The organism is Pseudomonas sp. P9_35 (genome assembly GCF_034008205.1).
Taxonomy (GTDB): domain Bacteria; phylum Pseudomonadota; class Gammaproteobacteria; order Pseudomonadales; family Pseudomonadaceae; genus Aquipseudomonas; species Aquipseudomonas kilonensis.
Map to the genome: position 1 here is coordinate 271,855 of NZ_CP125373.1, position 26,262 is coordinate 298,116.

22 protein-coding genes are annotated in these 26,262 nt (G+C 61.6%); 9 read left to right on the forward strand and 13 right to left on the reverse strand.

Annotated features, from left to right (window positions below):
• Position 1: 1 nt before the first annotated feature.
• From QMK47_RS01160 to QMK47_RS01170, 3 genes are all read left to right on the forward strand, one after another.
• Complete coding sequence (locus QMK47_RS01160) at positions 2 to 466, forward strand: inhibitor of vertebrate lysozyme family protein (RefSeq protein WP_258690107.1); 465 nt, start codon at positions 2 to 4, stop codon at positions 464 to 466.
• Between the two features lie 702 nt (positions 467 to 1,168).
• Positions 1,169 to 2,500, forward strand: a complete 1,332-nt coding sequence (gltP, locus tag QMK47_RS01165) for a glutamate/aspartate:proton symporter GltP (protein WP_214511159.1) — start codon at positions 1,169 to 1,171, stop codon at positions 2,498 to 2,500.
• Positions 2,501 to 2,813: 313 nt separating this feature from the next.
• The gene (locus tag QMK47_RS01170) at positions 2,814 to 4,043 is read left to right on the forward strand and encodes a nucleoside recognition domain-containing protein (RefSeq protein WP_253470621.1); all 1,230 of its coding nucleotides are present in this window, start codon (positions 2,814 to 2,816) and stop codon (positions 4,041 to 4,043) included.
• 20 nt (positions 4,044 to 4,063) lie between these two features.
• On the opposite strand, the gene QMK47_RS01175 is transcribed toward QMK47_RS01170, so the two are convergent.
• The 10 genes from QMK47_RS01175 to QMK47_RS01220 all read right to left on the reverse strand — a co-directional run bounded on the left by QMK47_RS01175 (position 4,064) and on the right by QMK47_RS01220 (position 15,250).
• On the reverse strand, positions 4,064 to 4,699 hold the full coding sequence (locus QMK47_RS01175; RefSeq protein WP_320389689.1) for an ABC-type transport auxiliary lipoprotein family protein: 636 nt from the start codon (positions 4,697 to 4,699) through the stop codon (positions 4,064 to 4,066).
• Positions 4,696 to 5,634, reverse strand: a complete 939-nt coding sequence (locus tag QMK47_RS01180) for an MlaD family protein (RefSeq protein ID WP_214511162.1) — start codon at positions 5,632 to 5,634, stop codon at positions 4,696 to 4,698. The genes QMK47_RS01175 and QMK47_RS01180 overlap by 4 nt, the downstream gene beginning before the upstream one ends.
• 1 nt (position 5,635) lies before the next feature.
• The gene (locus QMK47_RS01185) at positions 5,636 to 6,439 is read right to left on the reverse strand and encodes an ABC transporter ATP-binding protein (protein ID WP_063323605.1); all 804 of its coding nucleotides are present in this window, start codon (positions 6,437 to 6,439) and stop codon (positions 5,636 to 5,638) included.
• Positions 6,436 to 7,584: an ABC transporter permease gene (locus QMK47_RS01190; RefSeq protein WP_214511163.1), complete on the reverse strand. Its 1,149-nt coding sequence runs from the start codon at positions 7,582 to 7,584 to the stop codon at positions 6,436 to 6,438. Before QMK47_RS01190 ends, QMK47_RS01185 begins: the two co-directional genes overlap by 4 nt.
• 52 nt (positions 7,585 to 7,636) lie before the next feature.
• Positions 7,637 to 8,662, reverse strand: coding sequence for a DUF5924 family protein (locus QMK47_RS01195; RefSeq protein WP_003196268.1), 1,026 nt, complete (start codon positions 8,660 to 8,662; stop codon positions 7,637 to 7,639).
• Between the two features lie 185 nt (positions 8,663 to 8,847).
• The gene (locus QMK47_RS01200; protein WP_258690109.1) at positions 8,848 to 10,230 is read right to left on the reverse strand and encodes a M16 family metallopeptidase; all 1,383 of its coding nucleotides are present in this window, start codon (positions 10,228 to 10,230) and stop codon (positions 8,848 to 8,850) included.
• A gap of 186 nt (positions 10,231 to 10,416) precedes the next feature.
• On the reverse strand, positions 10,417 to 12,075 hold the full coding sequence (locus QMK47_RS01205) for a Na/Pi cotransporter family protein (RefSeq protein WP_253470633.1): 1,659 nt from the start codon (positions 12,073 to 12,075) through the stop codon (positions 10,417 to 10,419).
• A gap of 335 nt (positions 12,076 to 12,410) precedes the next feature.
• Complete coding sequence (locus QMK47_RS01210; protein WP_253470635.1) at positions 12,411 to 13,178, reverse strand: TerC family protein; 768 nt, start codon at positions 13,176 to 13,178, stop codon at positions 12,411 to 12,413.
• Positions 13,179 to 13,239: 61 nt separating this feature from the next.
• Complete coding sequence (locus tag QMK47_RS01215; protein ID WP_003196275.1) at positions 13,240 to 14,547, reverse strand: CitMHS family transporter; 1,308 nt, start codon at positions 14,545 to 14,547, stop codon at positions 13,240 to 13,242.
• Between the two features lie 364 nt (positions 14,548 to 14,911).
• The gene (locus QMK47_RS01220; protein ID WP_320389690.1) at positions 14,912 to 15,250 is read right to left on the reverse strand and encodes a DOPA 4,5-dioxygenase family protein; all 339 of its coding nucleotides are present in this window, start codon (positions 15,248 to 15,250) and stop codon (positions 14,912 to 14,914) included.
• Positions 15,251 to 15,334: 84 nt separating this feature from the next.
• Between QMK47_RS01220 and QMK47_RS01225 the strand changes: the two genes are divergently transcribed.
• On the forward strand, positions 15,335 to 15,994 hold the full coding sequence (locus tag QMK47_RS01225; protein ID WP_320389691.1) for an NAD(P)-dependent oxidoreductase: 660 nt from the start codon (positions 15,335 to 15,337) through the stop codon (positions 15,992 to 15,994).
• A 93-nt stretch (positions 15,995 to 16,087) separates the two neighbouring features.
• Here QMK47_RS01225 and QMK47_RS01230 read toward each other — a convergent pair whose 3' ends face one another.
• Complete coding sequence (locus tag QMK47_RS01230; RefSeq protein WP_253470639.1) at positions 16,088 to 17,038, reverse strand: choline sulfate utilization transcriptional regulator; 951 nt, start codon at positions 17,036 to 17,038, stop codon at positions 16,088 to 16,090.
• A 114-nt stretch (positions 17,039 to 17,152) separates the two neighbouring features.
• On the opposite strand from QMK47_RS01230, the gene betC reads away from it, so the two are divergent.
• The 3 genes from betC to QMK47_RS01245 all read left to right on the forward strand — a co-directional run bounded on the left by betC (position 17,153) and on the right by QMK47_RS01245 (position 21,402).
• Positions 17,153 to 18,658, forward strand: coding sequence for a choline-sulfatase (gene betC / locus QMK47_RS01235; RefSeq protein WP_320389692.1), 1,506 nt, complete (start codon positions 17,153 to 17,155; stop codon positions 18,656 to 18,658).
• Between the two features lie 24 nt (positions 18,659 to 18,682).
• Positions 18,683 to 19,603, forward strand: coding sequence for a choline ABC transporter substrate-binding protein (gene choX / locus QMK47_RS01240; RefSeq protein ID WP_320389693.1), 921 nt, complete (start codon positions 18,683 to 18,685; stop codon positions 19,601 to 19,603).
• A 230-nt stretch (positions 19,604 to 19,833) separates the two neighbouring features.
• Positions 19,834 to 21,402 (forward strand): SulP family inorganic anion transporter, encoded by a 1,569-nt coding sequence (locus QMK47_RS01245; protein ID WP_018602676.1) that lies wholly within the window; start codon positions 19,834 to 19,836, stop codon positions 21,400 to 21,402.
• Positions 21,403 to 21,537: 135 nt separating this feature from the next.
• On the opposite strand, the gene aroE is transcribed toward QMK47_RS01245, so the two are convergent.
• Both aroE and hemF read right to left on the reverse strand, forming a co-directional pair.
• Positions 21,538 to 22,359: a shikimate dehydrogenase gene (gene aroE / locus QMK47_RS01250; RefSeq protein ID WP_253470647.1), complete on the reverse strand. Its 822-nt coding sequence runs from the start codon at positions 22,357 to 22,359 to the stop codon at positions 21,538 to 21,540.
• Positions 22,360 to 22,372: 13 nt separating this feature from the next.
• On the reverse strand, positions 22,373 to 23,287 hold the full coding sequence (gene hemF / locus QMK47_RS01255; RefSeq protein WP_024617012.1) for an oxygen-dependent coproporphyrinogen oxidase: 915 nt from the start codon (positions 23,285 to 23,287) through the stop codon (positions 22,373 to 22,375).
• 163 nt (positions 23,288 to 23,450) lie between these two features.
• Here hemF and QMK47_RS01260 point away from each other — a divergent pair, with 163 nt between their 5' ends.
• Positions 23,451 to 24,428 carry an NADPH:quinone reductase gene (locus QMK47_RS01260; RefSeq protein ID WP_320389694.1) on the forward strand — a complete coding sequence of 326 codons (978 nt, stop codon included), beginning with the start codon at positions 23,451 to 23,453 and terminating at the stop codon, positions 24,426 to 24,428.
• A 708-nt stretch (positions 24,429 to 25,136) separates the two neighbouring features.
• Positions 25,137 to 26,099, forward strand: coding sequence for an IS110 family transposase (locus QMK47_RS01265; RefSeq protein ID WP_018603751.1), 963 nt, complete (start codon positions 25,137 to 25,139; stop codon positions 26,097 to 26,099).
• Positions 26,100 to 26,262 lie beyond the last annotated feature (163 nt).

Genomic DNA, 26,262 nt, shown 5'->3' on the forward strand with positions numbered 1-26,262 from the left:
CATGAGCGTTTCATTCAAAGGACTGGCCGCCGCCCTGTTGCTGGGCGGCAGTGCCATGGCAATGGCTGCCAATGACGGGCAGATGCGCGTCAACCAGTTGCTGGAGTCCGACCCGCAATACCGCCAGACCTGGCAGCACGTCGTGAAAAAAGAAGAACGCCTGCCCGAATGGGTGATGAACCTGTCGGGCGATTCGGACCAGATGAATGCTGTCGAGGAAGATGGCGACAAGTATTTGGTGGGACCGCTGTGTGAAACCCAGGCAACGTGTCGCAGCAAGCGCCTGATCGTCGCCTTCAGTTTCGACAAGGACGAAGCCTATGCCATGTTGGTGGAAGTCCCTGCGGGGCTGCCGGCCGACAAGTCCCCGACGCGGCATGCCGACTACCGATTCCTCGGCAAGCCCGATGAAGGTATGCAGAAACTGTTAATGGAACAACTCAAGAAAGATCCGAACTGGTACTGATTCTGAAAATGGGAAAAGCAGCCCTGCTTTTCTCTGCTGCACAGCCCGAGGAGGGCCGGTGCATGACCAGGGGGCTGGGACGTTCTGACGGATGAGCGTCGGAGTGACCTACGGGCACAAGGGGTGCCTGCGAAAGGGCCGGGTCAGGTAAAAGCTGCGACGCAAGTTCGCAAAGCCATCACGGCTTGGCGAACTTGCGTAGAGCTTCGTGACGCACAATGCTTGGGCCAGAGCGGTTGGTGGATTGGCCGCGGCCATTCGCTCCGCGATGCGGCATTTTGTCTCCTCCCGCCGATTTATCCCCCACTTGCTGACCGTATATCGGAGAATGCCGAGGCAATTTCTCCCATGGGCCGCGTCTTGATTCGCTGCCGTTTCATCGATTCCCCACACTTGCGAGAGAAAGCCCAGCTACGCTGAAATGGCCGGTTCACGGCACTTATGCCTGCATAAATGTCGTATTCGAGCCGCTTGGAAGGCGGGTTTCGTTTGAAAAATCTCATGCCGATTCGGCATAGGGTAGGCGTTTACGGCATTAGACGAGCCCCCCTTGCATCGCAATAGTTGCGCCTTTTTTCGCCTGCCAGTAAGCCGCTAACGCGCTCGGGGTGACCTTATACGGGGGCAGGGGCGCGAATGTTTTTCGTCATCGACGATCCATTCGCGCCACTGCCCGAGTCCAACTGAAGTAAGGGTAACGATATGAAGAAGGCACGACTAAGCCTCGCCTGGCAGATCCTCATCGGTCTGGTGCTCGGGATTGCATTGGGCGCGCTGCTCAACCATTTCAGTGCCGAGAAGGCCTGGTGGATCAGCAATGTGCTGCAACCGGCGGGCGATATCTTTATCCGTCTGATCAAGATGATCGTGATCCCGATCGTGATTTCCTCGCTGATCGTCGGCATTGCCGGGGTTGGTGATGCCAAGAAGCTCGGGCGCATCGGTCTCAAGACCATCCTTTACTTCGAAGTCGTCACCACCATCGCCATCGTCGTCGGCCTGCTGCTGGCCAACTTCTTCCAGCCGGGCAGCGGCATCGACATGAGCACCCTGGGTACGGTGGATATTTCCAAGTACCAGGCCACGGCGGCGGAAGTCCGGCATGAACACGCGTTCATCGAGACCATCCTCAACCTGATCCCGTCGAACATCTTTGCCGCCGTCGCCCGTGGCGAGATGCTGCCGATCATTTTCTTCTCCGTCTTGTTCGGCCTGGGCCTGTCCAGCCTGCAATCGGACCTGCGCGAGCCGCTGGTGAAGATGTTCCAGGGCGTGTCGGAAAGCATGTTCAAGGTCACCCACATGATCATGCAATACGCCCCGATCGGCGTGTTCGCCCTGATCGCGGTGACCGTCGCCAACTTCGGTTTCGCGTCGCTGCTGCCGCTGGCGAAACTGGTGATCCTGGTTTACGTCGCCATCGCTTTCTTCGCCTTTGTGGTGATGGGCCTGATCGCCCGCCTGTTCGGCTTCTCGGTGCTCAAGCTGATGCGCATCTTCAAGGATGAGCTGGTGCTGGCCTATTCCACCGCCAGTTCCGAAACCGTGCTGCCGCGCGTGATCGAGAAGATGGAAGCCTACGGCGCGCCGAAAGCCATCTGCAGCTTCGTGGTGCCCACCGGTTATTCGTTCAACCTCGACGGTTCGACCCTGTACCAGAGCATCGCGGCGATTTTCATCGCCCAGCTGTACGGCATCGACCTGTCCATCAGCCAGCAATTGCTGCTGGTGCTGACCTTGATGGTCACCTCCAAAGGCATCGCCGGTGTGCCGGGCGTGTCGTTCGTGGTGTTGCTGGCGACCCTGGGCAGCGTGGGCATTCCGCTGGAAGGCCTGGCCTTCATCGCCGGCGCCGACCGCATCATGGACATGGCTCGTACCGCGCTGAACGTCATCGGCAACGCCCTGGCCGTGCTGGTCATCTCCCGCTGGGAAGGCATGTACGACGATGCCAAGGGCCAGCGCTACTGGAACTCCCTGCCGCACTGGCGCAGCAAAGAGCCGCTGCCGGCGGGGGAAACTTCCAGCCGTTGAGATCCATTGTGGGAGTTTGGGCCAGCAGCAAAGAGCCTGAACCACCCCGGTCATTGTGGGAGCGAGCTTGCTCGCGATAGCGGTGTGTCAGCCAGCATCAATGCTGACTGATCCGACGCCATCGCGAGCAAGCTCGGCTCCCACAGGAATTTGTGCCGGGCGCAAAGATTCTGAACAACCCGGCTCCCACAGGATCTGCCATAGGACTTTTTGTAGGCCCTGCGCGGTGCCAAGCAAACCCCGGAGAAATCCGGGGTTTGTCGTTTCTGCCAGCCCCGCTATCATTCGCGGCATCTTCCGGGGGATTTGACTGATGCTCAATGGCCTGTGGCTTGGCTTCTTTATCGTGGCTGCCGTGTCGGCGCTGGCGCAGTGGTTGGTCGGCGGCAACGCCGGGATCTTCGCGGCCATGGTGGAAAGTATTTTCGCCATGGCCAAGCTGTCGGTGGAGGTGATGGTCCTGCTGTTCGGCACCTTGACCCTGTGGCTGGGCTTCCTGCGCATCGCTGAAAAGGCCGGCATCGTCGACTGGCTGGCCAAGGCCCTCGGGCCGTTGTTCTTGCGCTTGATGCCGGAAGTGCCTGCCGGCCACCCGGCGATCGGCCTGATCACCCTCAACTTCGCCGCCAACGGCCTGGGACTGGACAACGCGGCCACCCCCATCGGCCTCAAGGCCATGCGCGCCCTGCAAGACCTCAACCCCAGCCCGACTATCGCCAGCAATGCGCAGATCCTGTTCCTGGTGCTCAACGCCTCGTCGCTGACGCTGCTGCCGGTGACGATCTTCATGTACCGCGCCCAGCAAGGCGCGCCGGACCCGACCCTGGTGTTCCTGCCGATCCTGCTCGCCACCAGCGCCTCGACGCTGATGGGGCTGCTGTCGGTGGCGTTCATGCAGCGCCTGCGCTTGTGGGACCCGGTGGTGCTGGCTTATCTGATCCCAGGCGCGCTGGTGCTGGGCGGTTTCATGGCGCTGCTGGCAACGCTCTCGGCCACGGCGCTGGCGGGGCTGTCGTCGATCCTCGGTAACCTGACGCTGTTTGGCCTGATCATCCTGTTCCTGGTGGTGGGTGCCCTGCGCAAGGTCAAGGTGTACGAAGCCTTCATCGAAGGCGCCAAGGAGGGCTTCGACGTCGCCAAGACGTTGCTGCCATATCTGGTAGCGATGCTCTGCGCCGTCGGCGTGCTGCGGGCTTCGGGGGCGCTGGATTTCGGCCTCGACGGCATCCGGCACCTGGTGCAGTGGGCCGGCTGGGACACGCGCTTCGTCGATGCCCTGCCGACCGCCATGGTCAAGCCGTTCTCCGGCAGCGCCGCCCGGGCGATGCTGATCGAGACCATGAAGACTTCCGGCGTGGACAGCTTCCCGGCCTTGGTGGCGGCGACCATCCAGGGCAGCACCGAGACCACGTTCTACGTGCTGGCGGTCTATTTCGGCGCCGTGGGCATCCAGCGGGCGCGCCATGCCGTGGGGTGCGCGCTGCTGGCGGAGTTGGCCGGGGTCGTGGCGGCGATTGGCGTTTGCTACTGGTTCTTCGGTTGACCTGAGTCGCCCGGCGGACCCTAGGGTTGGGTCGGCGTTGCGAAACGCTGGCCTTGCTCCACTGTCCAGGCCACCACGTCGGCCGTCAGTCGGTCACCGGCCCGACCGAAGCCGTCTACCACCGCCGGCACTTTCACATCGCTCAGCGGCTGGCGCACTTCAAAACGGCGACTGGCCAGGATGCGCTGGTCGAAGCCGCGCACCAGCAGCGCGTCCAGGCGAATCACCACGCTGGCCGCAGTGCCCTGGTATTCGGTCTGGAACGCCTGCAATTGCCCGCCCAGCTCCAGGTCCGCTTGCAGGTTGCTGTCGGCAACGCTCAACAACCTGACGCGTCCATCCTGGGCGAAGCCATCGAGCAGGCGGTTGCGCAACAGCACCGGGGCTGGGTCGCTCCAGCGCGAGGCGGCGTAGCTGCTGAACAGATTGCCCTGGGGGATCACCGCGATTTTCGGGCTGTTGAGCACTTCGCTGGCCTGGGGGTTGGCCAGGCGCAGCGACCAGCTCACCGCCGTGCCCGCAGACGCCGGGGCCTGGGTGGCGGGCAAGCGATACACATCCGAAGGTTCGGCCTTGGGCAAAATCGAGCAACCGCCCACCAGGACAAATCCTGCCAGCAAGAGAAGAGGGCGGATAAACCGGTTGGACGGCTTCATGGCGTGAACTCCTTGTCCTTGTCATTGCCCAGCAAATAGCCGCTGGGGTTGGCATCCAGGCGCCGGGAGATGCCCCGCAGGGCGCTCAGGGTTTCGCGCAGTTCACGCACGGCTGGCGCCAGGGCATTGAGGCCCTGCATGCCGTTATTCAACGAATCGCGGTTGTCGTCCAGCAGCTTGTCGAGGGTCGCGGTGCTGCGAGCCAGGGACTGCATGGCCTGGCCGGCGTTGCCGAACGCCTGTTTGCCCTGGTCGTTGAGCAAGCCATTGGCGTTGCGCATCAACGCCGTGGTCTGTTCCAGCGTGGCGCTGGCCTGTTTGCCGATGGACGCCAGTTGCTGCATGGCCTGGCGAATATCGCCGCGCTGCTCGGCAATGACCCCGGTGGTTTGTTCCAGATGCTCGAGGGTCTTGCCCAGGCTTTGGACGTTGTCCGAGGAAAACACCTCATTGGCGTTGTGCAGCAGCAGGTTGATGCTGGTCATCAAGTCATCGCTGTTGTTGAGCAGGCGGGCAATAGGCGAGGGCGCAGCGATGATCACCGGCGGTTCCCCGTCGTGCCCGGTCAGTGCCGGGCTCTGGGGCGTGCCGCCACTGAGCTGGATAATCGAGGTGCCGGTGATGCCGGTCAGTGCCAGCTTGGCCTGGGTGTCTTGCTTGACCGGTGTTTCCCCGCTCAAGCGCACCCGCGCCAGCACCCGACGCGGGTCGTTCGGGTCCAGGCGCAGGTTGACGACGTCGCCGACCTTGATCCCGCTGTACTCCACCGAGCTGCCCCGGGACAACCCGCTGACCGCCTCGTTGAACACCACTTCGTAATACTTGAATTCGCTGTCCACGTTGGACTTGGCCAGCCACAGGCCAAACAGCAGGGCGCCAGCCACTACTATGACGGTGAACAGGCCGATCAGCACATGATGGGCTCGGGTTTCCATGTCAAACCTCGTTGGATTGTGTAGCGGCCGATAACGCCGCGCGGCCGCGAGGGCCATGGAAGTATTCGTGAATCCAGGCGTCGTCGGTTTCCGACACCTTGTCGATAACATCGGCCACCAGTACTTTTTTCTGCGCCAGCACCGCCACCCGGTCGGTGATGGTGTAGAGAGTGTCCAGGTCGTGGGTGACCAGGAACACGCTGAGGCCCAGGGCATCGCGCAGTGTCAGGATCAACTGGTCGAACGCCGCCGCACCGATGGGATCGAGGCCGGCGGTGGGTTCGTCGAGAAACAGGATGTCCGGGTCCAGGGCCAGAGCACGGGCCAGGGCGGCACGCTTGATCATGCCGCCGGACAGCGAGGCGGGGTACTTGTCGGCGGCCGATAACGGCAGGCCGGCCAAGGCCAGCTTCACCGCCGCCAGGTGCTCGGCGTCGGCCCGGCTGAGCCCGGCGTGTTCGATCAGTGGCAGGGCGACGTTTTCTGTCACGGTCAGTGACGAGAACAGCGCGCCTTTCTGGAACAACACGCCAAAGCGCCGTTCCACCCGCGAACGTTGTTCCGGGGGCAGGCTCGGCAAGTCCTCGCCGAACACCCGTACGGAACCTTCGCTGGGCCGGTTCAGGCCGACGATGCTGCGCAGCAGCACCGATTTGCCGCTGCCGGAGCCGCCGACCACGGCAAGGATCTCGCCCTTGTACACGTCCAGGTCGAGGTTTTCATGCACGCTCTGGCGGCCAAAGCGATTGCACAGGCCGCGCACCTGAATCACCGCCTCGGTGGGTGGTCGCAAGGGTTGGCTCACCAGTTCATCTCCATGAAAAACAGCGCGGCCACGGCATCGAGCACAATCACCACGAAAATCGACTGCACCACGCTGGACGTGGTGTGAGCACCGACCGATTCGGCGCTGCCACTGACCTTGAAACCTTCCAGGCAGCCCACGGCGGCGATCAGGAAGGCAAAGATCGGCGCCTTGACCATCCCCACCAGGAAATGCTGCACACCAATGTCCGACTGCAACAGCGTCAGGAACATGGCCGGGGAAATACCCAGCGACAGGGCACACACGACACCGCCGCCGATAATGCCCGAGAGCATGGCCAGGAAGGTCAGCATCGGCAGCGCCACCAACAGCGCCAGCACCCGTGGGATCACCAGCAACTCGACCGGATCGAGGCCCAGGGTGCGGATCGCGTCGATTTCTTCGTTGGCCTTCATCGAGCCGATCTGCGCGGTGAACGCGCTGGCGGTGCGGCCCGCCATGAGGATCGCCGTCAGCAACACGCCGAACTCACGCAGGAACGAGAACGCCACCAGGTCCACGGTAAAGATGCTGGCGCCGAAATCGGCCAGCACCGTTGCGCCGAGAAAGGCCACCACCGCGCCCACCAAAAACGTCAGCAGGGCGACGATGGGGGCTGCGTCCAGGCCGGTCTGTTCGATGTGAACGACCATCGGCGTCATGCGCCAACGCCTGGGGCGAAACAGGTTGCGGGCCAGGGTTTCCAGGATCAGGCCGACAAAACCCAGCAGTTGCAGGGTGTCTTGCCAGACTTTTTCCACGGCGCGGCCAATACGCGTCAGCAGTTGTGTCAGCACGCTGACCTGCGGCTCTTTCACCGGCACACAGAAGTCCGTCAGCGAGCAATAGACCGTCTGCAACAGCGCCCGCTCGGCGGCCGGCAAGCTGCAATCGGGGTGCTCGGCGGTCTTGCCCAGCCGCTCGGACCCCAGCAGTTCCACCAGCAACGAAGCCCCGGCGGTGTCGAGGGCGCCGAGGCCGTTGAGGTCGATCAGGGTGTTCTCGTCGTATTGGCCGCGCAAGGATTCGCTCAAGCGCTTGAGCTGCGCGTAATGGGCCAGCGTCCAGTCGCCGCCGACCCAGAGCTGCGCCGGAGAGCGAGACGTGTCCAGCCGGGCTGTGCCGGTGTGGGATCCGGGGGTCATAAGCTCCATGCTCGTTCGACTTGAACAGCGCTACCTAATAGCACGACCGCCGTTATTTTGCCTCGGGTGCGTCAGCGCTCACGTTGAAACGCAGCACGCCGATCATCTGGCCATTTTCCGTCAGCACCCGCACTTGCCATTTGCCCGTCGGGTCTTGCGGGAAGTTCTGCTTGTGGGTCCAGGCGCGATAGCCTTCCTTGCGCCCGCCGTGGATGTCCAGGGCGATGCGGTCGACTTCTTTACCGTTGAACTGCCAGACGTGATAAATCCGCTCATCAAGCCCTCGCGGCGCGTTGATGGCGGTGTAGGCGTACAGGCCGTTGCCGCGAATCTGGGCCGCGCTGACTTCCTTGAGGCTGGCGCCCGGTGTGCGATCTTCCAGTTGGGTGCTGATCGCCACTTCGGTCATCCACAGCGTGGCCGGTGGCACCCAGGAGCGCAGCACCCAGCCGGCGGCGCCAATCCCCAGGGTGATGCACAGGATCGCCAGGGCGTTGCGCACGGTGCGGATCGGGAAGATCGAGGCCAGGCTGGGAAACGACAGCAGCATGGCAATGCCCAGCGCCAGCTTGAAGCTCTGGTCGGTGGTCAGGTGCAGGATCACCGGCAGCGCAGTGAGCAGGGCGGCGAACAGCGTCAGCGTGTGCAACGCCAGGAACGCCCAGCGCCGGGGCGCCAGCCATTTGTAGTACAGCGGGTCGGTGATCGAAATCAGCGCCGCGATCGTCAGCAGGCCGGTGAAAATCAGCTGGCTGCTGTTCCAGGTGGTGGTAATGAAGAAAAACGGCAGGACGAAAAACAGGCTTTCCTGGTGAATCATCTGCGTGGCGTAGCGCAACAGCGGCTGGGGGATTTCCCGTTTGAAAATCCGCGCGAACAGCCGGGTCATGCTGTTCTCGACCATCAGCCAGAGCCAGCTCACCAGCATCATGATGGCGATCCACGTCGCCAGGCCCTGCTGGCGGTCCACCAGCATGAAACTGCCGACCCCGGAAATGAAACCACCGAGCGCGATGACCCCTGGATAGCGCTTCATCAGTTCAAGGATGCGCTGGATGTAGAGAGTCAGGTTTTGCATTCAGTGGTTTCACAGTAAGTCGTAGGAAATATCCCTGACAGAGTATCGTCAGGACATCGATGTGACGAGCATTGTTGTGGCTTGGCACCGCCCTGTAGGAGCTGCCGAAGGCTGCGATCTTTTGATCTTGATCTTTCACTTGAGATTCAAGCGCCAGGGGAAAGATCGCAGCCTCGTTGCACTCGTCAGCTCCTACGTCGGCGGCGTACCTGCCACATCACCATTGCGAGCAACAACAACCCCAGCAGACCGCTCAGCCCCCAGACGAGCTCATCGTCACTGAGCAACGGTTTCTCGATGCGCAGGTAACCCGGGTCCTTGAGCAGTTCGCGCAGGGCCACGTTGGCCTGTTCCAGGCTTACCTCCTGCAGGCGCAGGGCCGGGTTGGCGAAACGGCCGTCTTCATAATCGCCCAGGGCACCCCAGTAGTAATCGGCCAGTGCGCTGTTGCCTTGAACCGCCCAGGACTGATGGGCAATGGCCGCGCGCTTGATGCGCACGAAATCGGCGGGGTCCAGGCCGTCCTTGAGCAATCTCTTGCGCAGTTCTTCCAGCGCCTGTTCGGCTTCGGGCAAGTCTTCGCGGGACAGGTCGGCGTTCAGGCTGAAGAAGCCAACGCCGCCGAACACCTCGCGCTCGGTCCACGGTCCGTAGGACAAGCCACGGGCCAGGCGCAATTGACGGTAGAGCGCCCAGTCCAGGTAATCCTTGAGCAGGTCGAAGGTTTCGTCATGCTGCTCGTCCAGCACCGGCTCCGGGAACAGCCAGTGAAGCTTGGCGCTGTTGCCGACCAGGCCATGGATCAGGTTGCGCTTGGTGACCGCCTTGTAGCGAATCTGCGGCAGCGCCTCGTGTGGGCTGGGCTCCACCGGCTCGAGTTCGCCAAAGGCGCGCTCCAGGTAGGCCGGCAGCAGTCGGTCAAGGTCGCCGACCACGATCAGGGTCATATTGTTCGGTGCATACCAGTCCTTGCGCACCTGTTCGAGGCGGGCGAGGGTATGGCGCTCGACCTCGGCCCGTTCCGCGCACCGCAGGCCCAGCTCAACCGCCAGCTGGTTGCTGGCCTTGTGGCCCAGGTCCTGATGATCGAGCCAGCGTTGCAGGTGGGTGTAGTGGCCACCGTCCTCGCGTTCCACCACCCGCTTGGCCGCCTCCAGGGCTTTTTCATCGATACGGGTGCGGGTCAACAGCGCCAGCAGCAGGTCCAGGATCTTGCGTTGATTGCGCGCTGGCGCCTCGATCACGAACGTGGTGTCGGCGTTGCTCGTGAAGGCATTCCACTCGCCACCCAAGGCCTGCATGCGCTCTTCCAGGCCGCCTTCACCGCCCTCATCGACGCCGCTGAACAGCAGGTGTTCGAGCAGATGCGGCAGTTCCTTGTCGGCGCAACTGAAGTCGTCCAGGCCCACGCCGACCACCAAGCGGATCGCCACATGCCCGCGCTCGCTGCCCGGTTTGAGCATCAGCTGCAGGCCGTTGGGCAACGTATAGCCTTCGACCTGGAACCGGTCCAGGGCGAACACGGGCAGTGAACCGAGCAAAAGAAAGGCGAACAACAGACAACGCATAAGGGCTTCCTGGCGGCTGAGTGGAGGTCCATGGTGCCGGGCAGGCCGTCATCGGCGGATCGTCGCCCGGAGTTGGCTCGCTCCCCCTATCGAATCTATGCGGTGTTCATGACAACGGGAGCAGGCGGGCCAGCGAACGGTTTCAGGCCCGAGCCATTGTTACTGACTGACCAATGCGCCAGTCGTTCACGGCGAATGGGTAATGTCGCTAATTTCATCCGCCGCCAGCGCGCCGATCTCGGCGGTCTCCAGGACCACATAGGCACTGCCGCAAAACAGCGAATTGAGGCGCCTCATGTCGGCGATCAGCTCCAGGTGCAGGGAACTGGTCTCCAGGCTTTGCACGACCTTGCGCTGCAGGCGGCTGACATGGGCATGGGCCATGCGCCGTTCCTGCGCCCGAAAGCGACGTTTCTCACGCAGCAACTGACGGGCGCTTTCCCGGTCGGCACTGAGAAATACCGACAGCCCCAGCCGCAGGTTGGCGATCAGGTGGCTGTGCAGCCCCGCCAATTCCTCCAGGCCTACCTCGGAAAAGGAGCGACGTTGCGAGGTCTTCTGCTGCTGGACCTTGCGCAACATGCGCTCGATCAGGTCGCTGGCCAGTTTCAGATTGATCGCCAGCTCGATGATTTCCGCCCAGCGGCGGCTGTCCTGTTCGCTGAGGTCCTCGCGGGGCATTTGCGCCATGTACAACTTGATTGCGCTGCACAACGCTTCGACGTCGTCACTCATGCGCCGCACGTCCTGGGTCACCGCCGTCTGCGTACCCCGCAGCACGTCCAGCATGGCTTCGAGCATGCTTTCGATCAGATCGCCGATGCGCAAGGTTTCCCGGGCCGCGTTCGCCAGCGCCAGGCTTGGGGTGACGAGGGCGGTAGGGTCCAGATGTCGCGGCTTGGCCGTGCCGTTGGTGTCCGGACGTTCCGGCAGCAACCAGGCACAGAGCCGCGCCATGGGGGCGACGCTGGGCAGCAGCACCAGGCAACGCACGGTGTTGTAGAGCAGATGGAACCCAATCACCGTTTCCTGGGGGCTGAAATCCAGGCTGTCGAGCCAGCCCACCAGCGGGTCGAGCACTGGAATGATCAACAACAGCCCGATCAGCTTGTACAGCAGGCTGCCCAGTGCCACCTGGCGCCCGGCGGTGTTCTGCATGCTGGTGCTGAGGAACGCCAGTATGCCGCTGCCGATGTTGGCGCCGATCACCAGGCCGATGGCCACCGGCAGGCTGATCACCGCGGCGCCGGCCAGCGTCGCGGTCAACAGCACGGCGGCCAGGCTGGAATAGGAGATCATCGCGAACAACGCGCCGACCAAGGCATCGAGCAGGATGTCGCCGGTCAGCGAGGCGAAGATCACTTTCACGCCCTGGGCGTGGGTGATGGGCGCCGCGGCTTCGACGATCAATTGCAGGGCCAGGATGATCAGGCCCAGGCCGATGCCGACCCGACCCATTTGCCCGACGCGGGTCTGTTTGCGCGAGAGGAAAAAAATCACCCCGAGGAAAATCAGCAGCGGCGACAGCCACGACAGGTCGAGGGTCAGCACCCGTGCCATCAGCGCGGTGCCGACGTCGGCGCCGAGCATGGTCGCCAGGGCCGGGGTCAGCGCCATCAGGCCCTGGCCGACGAACGAGGTGACGAGCATGGCCGTGGCGTTGCTGCTCTGGACCATGGCCGTGACCATGATGCCGGCGACAAACGCCAGCCAGCGCCGGGACATGTTCTGGCCGATGACATGGCGCAGGTTCGAGCCATAGACCCGCAAGATCCCGGTACGCACGATATGCGTGCCCCAGATCAGCAGGGCGACGGCGGAGAGCAAATTCAGCAGGGTCAGCATGAGGAGCCCCCTGTTAGCGTCCCAAAGGGACAAATTGGCGATGCCACATTCTTCTTTCTTGTACTTAAGCTGTAGTTGGCGAACGGTTCGGGCGCCAGCATTGCACAGCTAAAGAATCGTTTGAAACAAAACTGTCATAAAAATACATCCCTCGAAACCACCAAACCCCCTGTGGGAGCGAGCTTGCTCGCGATAGCGGTAGGTCAGTCACATTAATGCTGTCTGATCCACCGCTTTCGCGAGCAAGCTCGCTCCCACAGGTTTTGCATTCGGCCACTTTTTCGCGGGCATGAAAAAGGGGCTCCAAGAGCCCCTTCATTCATTGCCCTGTACAGTTACTGACCAGGAACGTCCTTGCGCAGTTTCACCGGGTCCTGCTGCTTGCGCTTGCGTGCAATCGCGGTGCGCATCTTGATGTTGATGGCTTCCACCGCCAGGGAGAACGCCATGGCGAAGTAGACGTAGCCTTTTGGCACATGCACGTCGAACGACTCGGCGATCAGCACGGTACCGACCACCAGCAGGAACGACAGCGCCAGCATCTTCAGCGACGGGTGCTTGTCGATGAACTCACTGATAGTGGCCGAGGCCAGCATCATCACCAGCACGGCGACGATGATCGCTGCCACCATCACCGGTACATGGGAGACCATGCCGACGGCGGTAATGACCGAGTCCAGGGAGAACACGATGTCGATGATCGCGATCTGGACGATGGTGTAGATGAATTTGCCGCCCTTGCCCGAAGGTTCGTCGTTGGTTTCATCTTCGCCTTCCAGCGCGTGGTACATCTCCTGGGAGCTTTTCCACAGCAGGAACAGGCCACCGAAGAACAGGATCAGGTCACGACCGGAGATGCCCTGGCCGAACACTTCGAACAAATCGGCGGTCAGGCGCATGACCCAGGTGATGGACAGCAGCAACAGGATCCGCGTGACCATGGCCAGAGCCAGGCCGAAGATCCGGGTGCGCGCCTGCATGTGCTTGGGCATGCGGCTGACCAGGATCGAGATCATGATGATGTTGTCGATGCCCAGGACAATTTCCAGGGCGGTCAGGGTAAAGAAGGCAACCCAGATTTCCGGGTTGGTCAGCCATTCCATGTGAGTTCCTTTGAGCGAGTGTTAGGCCGCGCCGCCGATGGCGGCGCAGCGGGCATTGCTTTTATAGAGTGCTGAACAGCGGAAAGATCCCCATCAGCAAGGCGGCGAACATTATGCACAGGCAAACCAGTACTGCCCACTTCAGGGTGAAGCGCTGGTGATCACCGAATTCGATCCCGGCCAGGGCTACCAGCAGGTAGGTCGACGGAACCAGCGGGCTTAACAGGTGGACGGGCTGGCCGACGATGGAGGCACGGGCCATTTCAACGGCAGTGATGCCGTAATGGCTGGCTGCCTCGGCGAGAACTGGTAACACCCCGTAATAAAATGCATCGTTCGACATGAAGAACGTGAACGGCATGCTCACCAGCGCGGTAATCACTGCCAGGTACGGGCCGAGGAAGTCCGGGATCACTGCCAGCAGGCTCTTGGACATGGCGTCGACCATGCCGGTGCCGGACAGGATACCGGTAAAGATACCGGCTGCGAAAATCAGCCCGACCACCGCTAACACGCTGCCGGCGTGGGCCGCAACGCGGTCTTTCTGCTGTTGCAGGCAAGGGTAGTTGACGATCATCGCGATACTGAAGGCCACCATGAACAGCACCGGCAGCGGCAACAGGCCGGCGATCAGGGTGCCCATCAGGCCCAGGGTCAACGCGCCGTTGAACCAGATCAGCTTCGGACGACGGGCGTCCGGGAACTGGGAAACGCTGATTTCGCTGTGGTCGATTTCATCACCGACCAGATGCAATTCACCCAGGCGTGCGCGCTCGCGCTTGCCGTACATGTAGGCAATCAGCAGGATCGCCACCACACCGGCGGCCATCGCCGGAATCATCGGCACGAAGATGTCGGACGGGTCCACGTGCAGGGCACTGGCCGCACGGGCCGTCGGGCCGCCCCACGGGGTCATGTTCATCACGCCGCCGGCGAGGATGATCAGGCCAGCCATGATGCGTGGGCTCATGCCGATGCGGCTGTAGAGCGGCAGCATCGCGGCCACGCAGATCATGTAAGTGGTCGCGCCGTCACCATCAAGGGAAACGACGAGCGCCAGAACGGCGGTACCGACCGAAACTTTCAACGGGTCGCCCTTGACCAGCTTGAGGATCTTGCGCACGGCCGGGTCGAACAGGCCGGAGTCGATCATCAGGGCAAAATACAGAATCGCGAACATCAGCATCACCCCGGTCGGGGCGAGCTTGGTGATGCCTTCGAGCATCATCGGGCCGATCTTCGGCGCAAAGCCACCGAACAGGGCGAACAGGATCGGGATGATGATCAGGGCGATCAGCGCGGACAGGCGCTTGGTCATGATCAGGAACATGAACGTGATGACCATGGCGAAGCCAAGGAAAGTCAGCATAGGAAATACTCCAGGCGTGGCGCGGCGGGCAAAGGCGAACCGGACAGGTCAGCGCGAGATGCAGGGCACGGGACGGACGGATGGAGTGGGTGCAGCGGGACGGGTAGCAGCGGACATCAGAATCACCATTGTTGTTGTTAAAAGGGCCGAACGAGCCTTGAAAACTCGCTTTGGCCGACCGGTCTTTTGCCGGTAGTGGGGGTGATCCTAATCGCGCTAGCTTTCAGCAAGCTTTCGCCGGTGATATTGGTTGGTCCAGCTTTTGTGGCGAGGGAGCTTGCTCCCGCTCGGTTGCGCAGCGACCGCAAAATCCTGGGGCCGCTTCGCAGCCCAGCGGGAGCAAGCTCCCTCGCCACAAAAGCCGTCAGGTGCTTGCTTTGAATGCTGAAAGATTCAACGGCCGCACCGCGCCCATCCAGATCGCATGCTCGGTGTGGTCCGTCAGGTCATCGCCGGTCTCCGGGTGCAGGAAAATCACCAGGCCCTTGCGATTGAGCGCCAGCCACGGCAGGACCACGCCGATGTACTGTGGATCGAAGGCCAGCTGACAGCTCCAGTCCGGGTGCGGGCCGACTGGGCGTTGATGGACGCGGCCCATTTTCAGCGGAAACAGTTGCGCCGCTTCCTCACACAAGGCCCGCGCCTGGTCGAGGGTGCTGGCGTCGAAATACACGTGGACGTGGTAGCCCTTGATCCGCTGCATCTGTCACTCCTTGAAAAGAGGCCGAACCCTCGCCGTTTGCCGCGGGTCAGAGCCTTTACACGCGGGATAAAGAGGAAAGCAGCCATGAAAAACGCCGAAACCCCGGTCATCAAAGTGGTGCTCTATGGTGCCATGAGCAGCCTCGGCAGTGCGTTGATGGCTGAAATGCTGCGGCGCCAGCACGAAGTCATCGCCATTCTCGACGATCTTACTGCCCTGGCTCCACGCCCGGGCCTGCGGACCAAGACCGGTGATCTTTTCGATCCCGAGCGGGTCAAGCAAAGTGTTGCCGGTGCCAGCGCCGTGGTGTGTCTGCTCAACGCGCCGGGGTTGCCGATGAACAGCGAACAAGTGGAGCGCACACTGATTCCCGGCCCGGTGGAGCAAGTATTGGCCGTGGATGCACTGATCGCCGGCATGCAGGCGGTGAATATTCCCCGGCTGTTTCTGGTGGGCGACTTTGCGATGCTCGACGAGGAGCCGACGGACGACGATTTGCAGCGCCATGCCGCCGAAGAAGTGCTCGATGCCCTGAAGAACAGCACCTTGCAGTGGACCTTGATCAACGCACCCTATGCCGCGCCTGGCCTGGGCATCGAACATTTCAGCCAGGTCAGCACCAGCCTCGAACCCGGCATGGCCGAATCCTTGGAGCGACTCAACCGGGTGGCGGTCGGCATCGCCGATGAGCTGCGCCTGAACCTGCACGTGGGTGAGCACGTCAGCTTCGTCGCCGCCAACTAGCTGTGGACACACATTCCCGTGGCGAGGGAGCTTGCTCCCGCTGGGCCGGTCCGACGCTTCGGGCGAAGCAGCCCCAAAAAAACGGCCACATACTCAAACAGCAATCGACGGCAACGGCAGCCCCGTGAGCGATTCGGCACTGTTGGCCTGTTCTTCCATCAGCCAATCGACGAATTGCCTGATCAACACACCGCGGCGTTTACGCTGGGGCAAGACCACGTAATACCCCAGCCGCGACAGCACCGTTTCAGCGATCGGGCGACACAGCAGCCCTTGCGCCAATAAGTTATCCACAAGGTGCCGCCAGCCGATGGCGACGCCCTGGCCGCCAATCGCCGCCTGGATGAGCAGTGTGTAGTTGTCGAAGCGCAGTTGCCCGGGTGCCGGCGGCGAGGTGATGCCCAGCTCGCGGAATACGCCGCTCCAGTCGAACCAGCTGTTGCTGTTGCCCGCGCGCAGGTGCAGCAATGGAAACTCAGCCAAGGCCTGGGCGGACAAGGGCAGGGGACGTTCCTTGAGCAGCAGCGGACTGCACACCGGAAAGACTTCTTCGCTGAACAACCAACGACTTTCACCTTGTTTGAAGCGACCGTCGCCGAACAGCACGGCAACGTCGATATCAGTGCGCAGCATGTTGTGGTTGCGTTCGCTGGTCACCAGGCTGACGTCCACCTGCGGATTGGCGGCGTGGAAGCGATGCAAGCGCGGCATCAGCCAATAGGCGGCGAAGGCGAAGTCCGTGGCGACTTGCAGCACCTCATGCTGATGCTGGGCAGTGATCGCACTCAGCCCGGCATCGATGCTTTGCAAGCCGGCCTGGACCTGCTCGAACAGGATCGTCCCGGCCTCGGTCAGTTCGATGCCGCGGTAGATGCGGTCGAACAACCGCGTACCCAGTTGCTCTTCCAGGCGCTTGATCTGCTGGCTGATGGCCGGTTGCGTGGTGCCCAGCTCAATCGCCGCCGCCGTAAAGCTTTGTTGGCGTGCTGCGGCTTCAAAGGCACGGAACAGTTCCAGGGACAGGTCACCCAGGGCGTCATACATAAGCTGTGCTTATCCTAGTCATTATCCTGCATGGGCTTTACCCCAAAACTCGGGGGCTACATGCTCAATCGCAGCAATATCGCATAACTGCCTACTATGGAATGCCGCGAATACATGAAGCGCAAGAACATTCTTTTCATCATGGCCGATCAAATGGCCGCGCCAATGTTGCCGATCTACGGTCCTTCGCCGATCAAGCTGCCGAACCTGTCGCGCCTCGCCTCTGAGGGCGTGGTGTTCGATGCCGCCTATTGCAACAGCCCGCTGTGCGCACCGTCGCGTTTCACCCTGGTGAGCGGCCAGTTGCCGAGCAAGATCGGTGCGTACGACAACGCGGCGGATTTCCCGGCGGACGTGCCGACCTACGCCCATTACCTGCGTCGCCTCGGCTACCGCACGGCGCTGTCCGGCAAGATGCACTTTTGCGGGCCCGACCAGCTGCACGGCTACGAGGAGCGCCTGACCAGCGACATCTACCCGGCCGATTACGGCTGGGCGGTGAACTGGGACGAGCCGAACGTGCGGCCGAGTTGGTACCACAACATGTCGTCGGTGTTGCAGGCCGGGCCGTGCGTGCGCACCAACCAGCTGGATTTCGATGAAGAAGTGGTATTCAAGGCCCAGCAGTACTTGTTCGATCACATTCGCGAGGACGGTGACCAGCCGTTTTGCCTCACCGTATCGATGACCCACCCACACGACCCGTACACGATTCCCAAGGCGTTCTGGGATTTGTATGACGACAGCGACATCCCTTTGCCGCAGACCCCGGCGCAAACGACGCTCGACCCCCATTCCCAGCGGCTGCTGAAGGTCTATGACCTGTGGGACAAGCCAATGCCTGTGGATAAGATTCGGGATGCCCGCCGCGCCTATTTCGGCGCGTGCAGCTACATTGACAGCAACGTCGGCAAGCTCCTGCAAACCCTGGAAGACACCGGTTTGCTGGACGATACGATCATCGTGTTCTCCGGCGATCACGGGGACATGCTCGGCGAAAAGGGCCTCTGGTACAAAATGCACTGGTTCGAAATGGCCGCCCGCGTACCGCTATTGATCAGTGCCCCGGGGCAGTTCGCCAGCGGCCGGGTGAGCGCGGCCGTGTCCACCGCCGATTTGCTGCCGACCCTGGTCGAGCTGGCCGGCGGCACGCTGGAACCGGGCTTGCCGCTGGATGGCCGTTCGCTGGTGCCGCATCTGCAAGGGCAGGGCGGGCATGACGAAGTCTTCGGTGAATACATGGCCGAAGGCACCATCAGTCCCTTGATGATGATCCGTCGCGGCCAGTGGAAATTCATCTACAGCGAAGATGACCCGTGCCTGCTGTTCGACCTGCGCAACGATCCCAAGGAACTGGAAAATCTCAGCCAATCCCCTGAGCATCAATCCTTGTTCGCCGAATTTCTCGCCGAGGCGCGTGCCAAGTGGGACATCCCGACCATTCATCAACAGGTGCTCGCCAGCCAGCGGCGCCGCCGTTTCGTCGCCCAGGCGCTGACCCTGGGCAAACTCAAGAGCTGGGATCACCAGCCGCTGGTGGACGCCAGCCAGCAGTACATGCGTAACCACATCGACCTCGACGATCTGGAGCGCAAGGCCCGTTATCCACAACCCTGCTAAAACCAATAACGTAAGGGGCAAGCCATGCAAAAGTTATCCACAGTACTGACCGCTGGGCTGTTGGCGTTGAGCAGTGTTTCGGCCTGGGCCGAGCAAAGCTGCGAAACCGTGAAGATGGCCGACCCGGGTTGGAGCGATATCGCCGCCACCAATGCCATCACCGGTTTCCTGCTGGATGGGATGGGCTACAAGGCCAAGGTCGACACCCTCGCGGTGCCGATCACCTTCGGTGGCCTCAAGGATGGCCAGGTGGATGTGTTTTTGGGTAATTGGATGCCGGCGCAGCAGGGTTTCTATGACAAGTTCGTCGCCAATGGCGACGTCACGCAACTGGCCAAGAACCTGGACGGTACCGAGTTCACCCTGGCGGTCCCGGACTACGTCTGGGATGCCGGTGTGCATAACTTTGCCGACCTGAACAAATTCGCCGACAAGTTCGACAAGAAGATCTACGGCATCGGCTCCGGTGCCCCGGCCAACCTTTCCCTGAAAGAAATGATCAAGACCAATGACTTCGGCATGGGCGAGTGGAAACTGGTGGAATCCAGCGAGCAGGCGATGCTGGCGGAAGTCTCCCGGGCGGTGAAGAAACAGAAGTTCGTGACCTTCCTCGGCTGGACCCCGCACCCGATGAACGTGCAATTGAAAATGCACTACCTCAAGGGCGGCGAGAAATACTTCGGCGACACCGGCAGCGTCTACACCCTGACCCGCAAAGGTTATGCACAGGCCTGCCCGAATGTGGGCAAGCTGCTGACCAACCTGAGCTTCACCCAGGACATGGAAAACAGCATCATGTCTGAGGTGGTGAACAACAAGGTCAGCAACGCCAATGCGGCCAAGGCCTGGATCAAGGCCAACCCGGCGGTCCTGGATAAATGGCTGGACGGCGTGAAGACCCTCGATGGCAAGGATGCGCTGGCGGCGGTGAAGGCCAAGCTCTAGGCATAATGGTGTGGCGAGCCGCTCTTGTGGCGAGGGAGCTTGCTCCCGCTGGGCTCTGTAGGAGCTGGCGAAGCCTGCGATCTTTTGATCTTTCGCTTGAAACTCAAGTGTCTGGGGAAAGATCGCAGCCTCGTTGCACTCGACAGCTCCTACAGGCTCAGCGGGAGCAAGCTCCCTCGCCACATGGGTTCACCTGATACTCTTGCGCCAAACCCCATCCTTGAGGCCCCATGGCAATCCCCACGCGCCGTTCACTCTTGCCTTTCCTGAGCTGGCTGCCTCGGCAGACCCGCGCCAGTGTCGGCCGTGACCTGATCGTCGGCCTGAGCGGCGCGATTCTCGCGTTGCCGCAGTCCATTGCCTACGCCCTGATTGCCGGTCTGCCACCGGAATACGGCTTGTATGCGGCGATCGTGCCGGTGCTGATCGCCTGCCTGTGGGGTTCGTCGTGGCACCTGATCTGCGGGCCCACGGCGGCGATTTCCATCGTCTTGTACGCCACCGTCAGTCCGCTGGCCGTCCCCGCCAGCCAGGACTACATCACCTTGATCCTGCTGCTGACGGTGTTGGCAGGCATTTTCCAATGGTTGCTGGGGTTGCTGCGTTTCGGGGCGCTGGTGAATTTCGTCTCGCATTCGGTGGTGCTGGGTTTCACCCTGGGCGCGGCGGTGGTCATCGCCCTGGGGCAGTTGCCGAACCTGCTGGGCCTCGACCTGCCGAACGAAGCCACGGCGTTGAGGGGGCTGCTGATGCTGGTCGACCACATCGGGGCTGTGGATAAGCCGTCGCTGCTGTTGGGGTTGGGGACCCTGGTCCTGGGCGTGGTGCTCAAGCGCTTGCTGCCGCGCTGGCCGAGCCTGTTGATAACTTTAGTCATCAGCAGCCTGGTGGTCTGGTTGTGGCCGGCGATGTTCGCGCATGTGGCGCTGGTCAGTGCCTTTGCCGGGCGCCTGCCGCCGCTCACGCTGTTGCCGTTGGACCTGGAGCTGATCCTGCGCCTGCTGCCCGGGGCGGTTGCGGTGGGCATGCTCGGGCTGGTCACCAGCCTGTCCATCGCCCGCTCGCTGTCGGTACGTTCCGGGCAATTGCTCGATGCGAACCAGGAGGTGAGGGCGCAGGGGCTTTCCAACATCGTTGGCGGATTTTTCTCCGGATCATTGTCGGCCGGTTCCTTTACCCGTTCCGGCCTCAGCTATGAAGCCGGGGCCTGCTCGCCCCTGGCCGGGGTGTTCTCGGCCTTGTGGGTGGCGTTGTTTGCGGTCGCCGGGGCGAACCTGATCGCGCACATCCCGATTCCGGCCATGGCCGGCAGCATTCTGCTGATCGCCTGGGGGCTGGTGGACCATCGCGGTATCCGGGCGTTGTACCGCGTGAGCCGCGCCGAATTCGTGGTGATGGGCCTGACCTGCCTGGCCACGTTGCTGCTGGAGCTGCAAACCGCCATCTACGCCGGCGTACTGGCTTCGCTGTTCTTTTACCTCAAGCGCACTTCACAGCCGCGGGTGCAGCATTTTCGCGAAGGGGAGGCGGAAATCCTGCGGGTCGGCGGCTCGATCTTTTTCGGCGCCAGCCATTACCTGCAAGCACGTCTGCAACGGTTGCAGGCGCAGCGGGTGGTCATCGATGCCCAGCAGATCAATTTCATCGATTATTCCGGGGTGGAAATGCTCCACCAGGAAGCCCGGCGCCTGCGCAGCCAGGGCCGTAGCCTGACCTTGCGCATGGCCCGGCCGCAGGTGGTGGAGGAGTTGTTGAAGCTGGAGGGGGCGCAGAAGTGCCCGATTCACTTCGAAGACTGAATTGAATCAACCCCTGTAGGAGCTGCCGAAGGCTGCGATCTTTTGATTTTGATCTTTCGCTTGAGATTCAAGTGTCTGGGGAAAGATCGCAGCCTCGTTGCACTCGACAGCTCCTACACAGCTCCTACATAGGTCCTACAGCGCCAACTGGCGGCGCAGCTCGGCGAGCACTGGCGCGGTGTCCGGGCGTACCCCGCGCCACAGGTAGAACGCTTCGCCCGCCTGTTCGGCGAGCATGCCCAGGCCATCCATCGCCACCGCCGCGCCGTGTTCCTTGGCCCAACGGCAGAACGAGGTCGGTTCCTTGCCATACATCATGTCGTAGCAAACCGTCTTGCCGGGCTCGATCAGGCTGGCGGCAATCGGCGGTACATCCCCCGACAGGCTCGCGGAGGTGGCGTTGATGATCAGGTCCACCGGCTCTTGCAGCCAGTCGAACCCACTGGCTGAGACCGGGCCCAGGTCGGCGAACAACTCGGCCAGCAATTCGGCCTTTTCCACCGTGCGATTGGCGATGATCACCGAGGCCGGCGCTTCGGCCAGCAGCGGTTCCAGGGCACCGCGCACCGCGCCGCCAGCCCCCAGCAGCAGGATGCGCTTGCCCTTGAGGCTGAAGCCGGCATTGACGGTCAGGTCCCGGACCAGCCCGGCGCCGTCGGTGTTGTCACCCAGCAGACGACCGTCGGCCAGTTTGCTCAACGTATTGACCGCCCCGGCCCGCTGGGCCCGCTCGGTCAGGCTGTCGGCCAGGCGGAAGGCGTCTTCCTTGAACGGCACCGTGACGTTCGCCCCACGTCCCTGGCGGAAAAATTCTCGGGCGCAACCGGCAAAATCCTCCAAGGGCGCCAGCAGCGTGCTGTAGTCCAGGGTTTGCCCGGTCTGTTCGGCAAACAGGCGATGGATCAACGGCGACTTGCTGTGGCCGATCGGGTTACCCATTACAACGTAGTGGTCCATGGACAATCCTCGTTCAGGCCGTCGCCAGCCAATCGCGATCCTGCAGGAAGTACTCGGTCAGCCGCGCTTCTTCGCTGCCCGGCTCGGCTTTCCAGTCGTAGCCCCAGCGCACTTGCGGTGGCAGGGACATCAGGATCGACTCGGTACGTCCACCCGATTGCAGCCCGAACAGGGTGCCGCGGTCGTAGACCAGGTTGAATTCCACGTAGCGCCCGCGGCGAAACTCCTGGAATTCCCGCTGTTTGGCGGTGAACGCGTCGTGCTTGCGGCGGCGCACGATCGGCAGGTAGGCATCGATGTAGGCGTCGCCGATGGCGCGGATGAAGGCGAAGCAGGTGTCGAAATCCCACGCGTTCAGGTCGTCGAAAAACAGGCCGCCGATGCCCCGGGGCTCGTTGCGATGCTTGAGGTGGAAATAGCTGTCGCACCAGGCTTTGTAGCGCGGGTACACCTCGGGGCCGAACGGCGCGCAGGCCTGCTCGGCGACACGGTGCCAATGGACGCAGTCTTCCTCGACGCCGTAGTAAGGCGTCAGGTCGAAGCCGCCGCCAAACCACCAGACCGGCTCTTCGCCTTCCTTTTCGGCGATGAAAAAGCGCACGTTGGCGTGGGAGGTCGGCACGTGCGGGTTGTGCGGGTGGATCACCAGCGACACGCCCAAGGCTTCGAAGCCGCGTCCGGCCAGTTCTGGCCGATGGGCACTGGCCGAGGGTGGCAGGCCGCTGCCGAAGACGTGGGAAAAGTTGACGCCGCCCTTTTCGATCACCGTGCCGTTTTCGATCACCCGCGTGCGACCGCCGCCACCGGCCGGCCGGGTCCAGGCATCTTCGACGAAGCGCGTGCCGCCGTCTTCGGTTTCCAGGGCGGCGCAAATACGGTCTTGCAGGTCGAGCAGGTAGGCTTTCACGGCCTCGGTGCGAGTGGACATGACATCACCTTGATCAGGGCTACGCTACGCGGCGTATGGCGGGCCGGTGGCAAATGGGCGCACAGGATACCACCGCACTTGCCCACACCACAGTTGACGACGGTCAAGCTTAGGAGTCCGATAGCAGGCTTGGTAAAAGTCATGCGACAAGGAGAAAGTGAAGATGGCCAAACGTATCCAGTTCAGTTCCCACGGCGGTCCCGAAGTGCTCGAGTACGTCGATTACTCGCCTGCCGAGCCCGGCCCGCAGCAGGTGCGCGTCAGCAATAAGGCGATCGGTCTGAATTTCATCGACACCTACTACCGCAGCGGCCTTTATCCGCCACCGGCGTTGCCATCGGGCCTGGGCGCCGAGGGCGCGGGCGTGGTCGAGGCGATCGGCTCGCACGTCACGCGGTTCAAGGTCGGCGACCGGGTGGCGTATGGCAGCGGCCCGCTGGGGGCCTACAGCGATGTGCATGTCTTGCCTGAGGCCAACCTGGTGCATCTGCCCGAATCCATCAGTTTCGAGCAGGCGGCCGGCGTGATGCTCAAGGGCCTGACCGTGCAGTACCTGCTGCGCCAGACCTATGAACTCAAGGGCGGCGAAACCATCCTGTTCCACGCCGCCGCTGGTGGTGTGGGCTCCTTGGCCTGCCAATGGGCCAAGGCCTTGGGCGTGAAGCTGATCGGTACCGTCAGCTCGCCGGAAAAAGCCGCCATCGCCAAATCCCACGGTGCTTGGGAAACCATCGACTACAGCAAGGAAAACGTCGCACAGCGGGTGCTGGAACTGACTGACGGCAAAAAGGTGCCCGTGGTGTACGACGGGGTTGGCAAGGACACTTGGTTGACGTCGCTGGACAGCGTCGCCCCCCGTGGCCTGGTGGTGAGCTTCGGCAACGCCTCGGGTGCGGTGGACGGTGTGAACCTGGGGATTCTCTCGGCCAAGGGCTCGCTCTACGTCACCCGCCCGACCTTGGCGACTTACGCCAACAACGCCGAAAACCTGCAGCGCATGGCCGATGAACTGTTCGCAATGATCACCAGCGGCAAACTCACGGTGGACATCAACCAGCGTTACCCATTGGCGGAAGCGGCCAAGGCCCATACCGAGTTATCGGCGCGGCGCACGACGGGGTCGACCGTTCTCCTGCCCTGATTTAAAGGTCGCTGAAGAACCTGTGGGAGCGAGCTTGCTCGCGATAGCGGTGTATCAGTCAGCATCAAAGCCAACTGACCCGACGCCATCGCGAGCAAGCTCGCTCCCACATTCGGTCCATGGTGTTCAAAAATACTGTGGGCAACACAAAACCCTGTGGGAGCGAGCTTGCTCGCGATAGCGGTGTATCAGTCAGCATCAAAGCCAACTGACCTGACGCCATCGCGAGCAGGCTCGCTCCCACATTCGGTCCATGGTGTTCAAAAATACTGTGGGCAACACAAAAGCCTGTGGGAGCGGGCTTGCCCGCGATAGCGGTGGATCAGCCAACATCAATGCCAACTGACCTGACGCCATCGCGAGCAAGCTCGCTCCCACATTCGGTCCATGGTGTTCAAAAATACTGTGTGCAACACAAAACCCTGTGGGAGTGAGCCTGCTCGCGATAGCGGTGGATCAGCCAACATCAAAGCCAACTGACCCGACGCCATCGCGAGCAAGCTCGCTTGTATGTTTAGACTTGAAGGGGTGGGCGGGACTAAAAGCTCGATTCCGACTCTAGCCAGTACGGACCGTGGGAGACTTCTCGTCCCGCCCTTTCTACCCAAAGCGCCAATAAGGAATTCATCGGTAAAACCGACGATAGAGACAAGCCAGCGCAAAGGTAGACCCCAACAAGCACCTAAACCCTAGCTCCGAGGATTCGTCATGACAATCCTTACCTCGCAGACGGTTGTTGGTATCGATATAGCCAAGGCCGAAATTGTTGTTTATCGCTCTGATCTGCAAACCATCGACACTATCAAGAATGATCGAACAGCCCTCAAACGCTGGCTAAAAACGTTGCCCGCCCAAAGCGCTCTTGCCGTTGAAGCCACCAATATCTATCACCTGGATACCGTCGAGCTGGCTCACGCGATGGGTCATCAGGTCTATGTCGTGGATGCTTACCGGGTGAGCAACTATCGTCGCGGCATCGGCCAAAGAGCTAAGAACGATCCTTGTGATGCCCGTCTGCTGGCGCGGTATTTGACCAATGAACAGCACGAGCTGCGGCTCTGGAACCCGCCACCGAAGGCCTACACGACATTAAAAAGCCTGCTTCATCGGCGCGCGACGCTGGTCAAGAATCACGCGGGTCTTATGTTGAGCTGGGCCGACGAACCCTTGTTAAAAAAAGCGCTGATTGCTCAGCAAAAAGCGTTTAAAGAGGCGATTCAGGCCATCCAGAAGTTGCTACAAAAAGTCAGCAAAGAGTCGGGAATTGAGGCGAATATCGACCGCTGCAAAGCCATCGAAGGCGTTGGTGAACTGGTCGCAACTGGGTTGGCGACGAGTTTTATGCGAGGTGATTTTGCGGACAGCGATGCATTTATCGCGTTTTTAGGGATGGACCTGCGGGTCGATGATTCTGGAAAAAAGAACGGTCCCCGGTACCTGAGCAAAAAGGGGGATCCAGAAATACGCCGCTTAGCTCATATCGCTGCAATGACGGCATGTCGCTCGCCTAGATGGAAACCGTTTTATGAGTCGTACCTGGTCAGAGGTTTCTCAAAAACCCAGGCATTGGTGGTGCTTGCTCGCAAGCTCTGCCGGGTGGCATTTGCCTTGATGAAAAATCAGAGCGAATACCAGCCGAAGCCTATGTTGCAGGGTTGCCCTGCAACATAGAATCTCCCACATTCAGTCCATGGTGTTCAAAAATACTGTGGGCAACACAAAACCCTGTGGGAGCGAGCTTGCTCGCGATAGCGGTGGATCAGCCAACATCAATGCCAACTGACCTGACGCCATCGCGAGCAAGCTCGCTCCCACATTCGGTCCATGGTGTTCA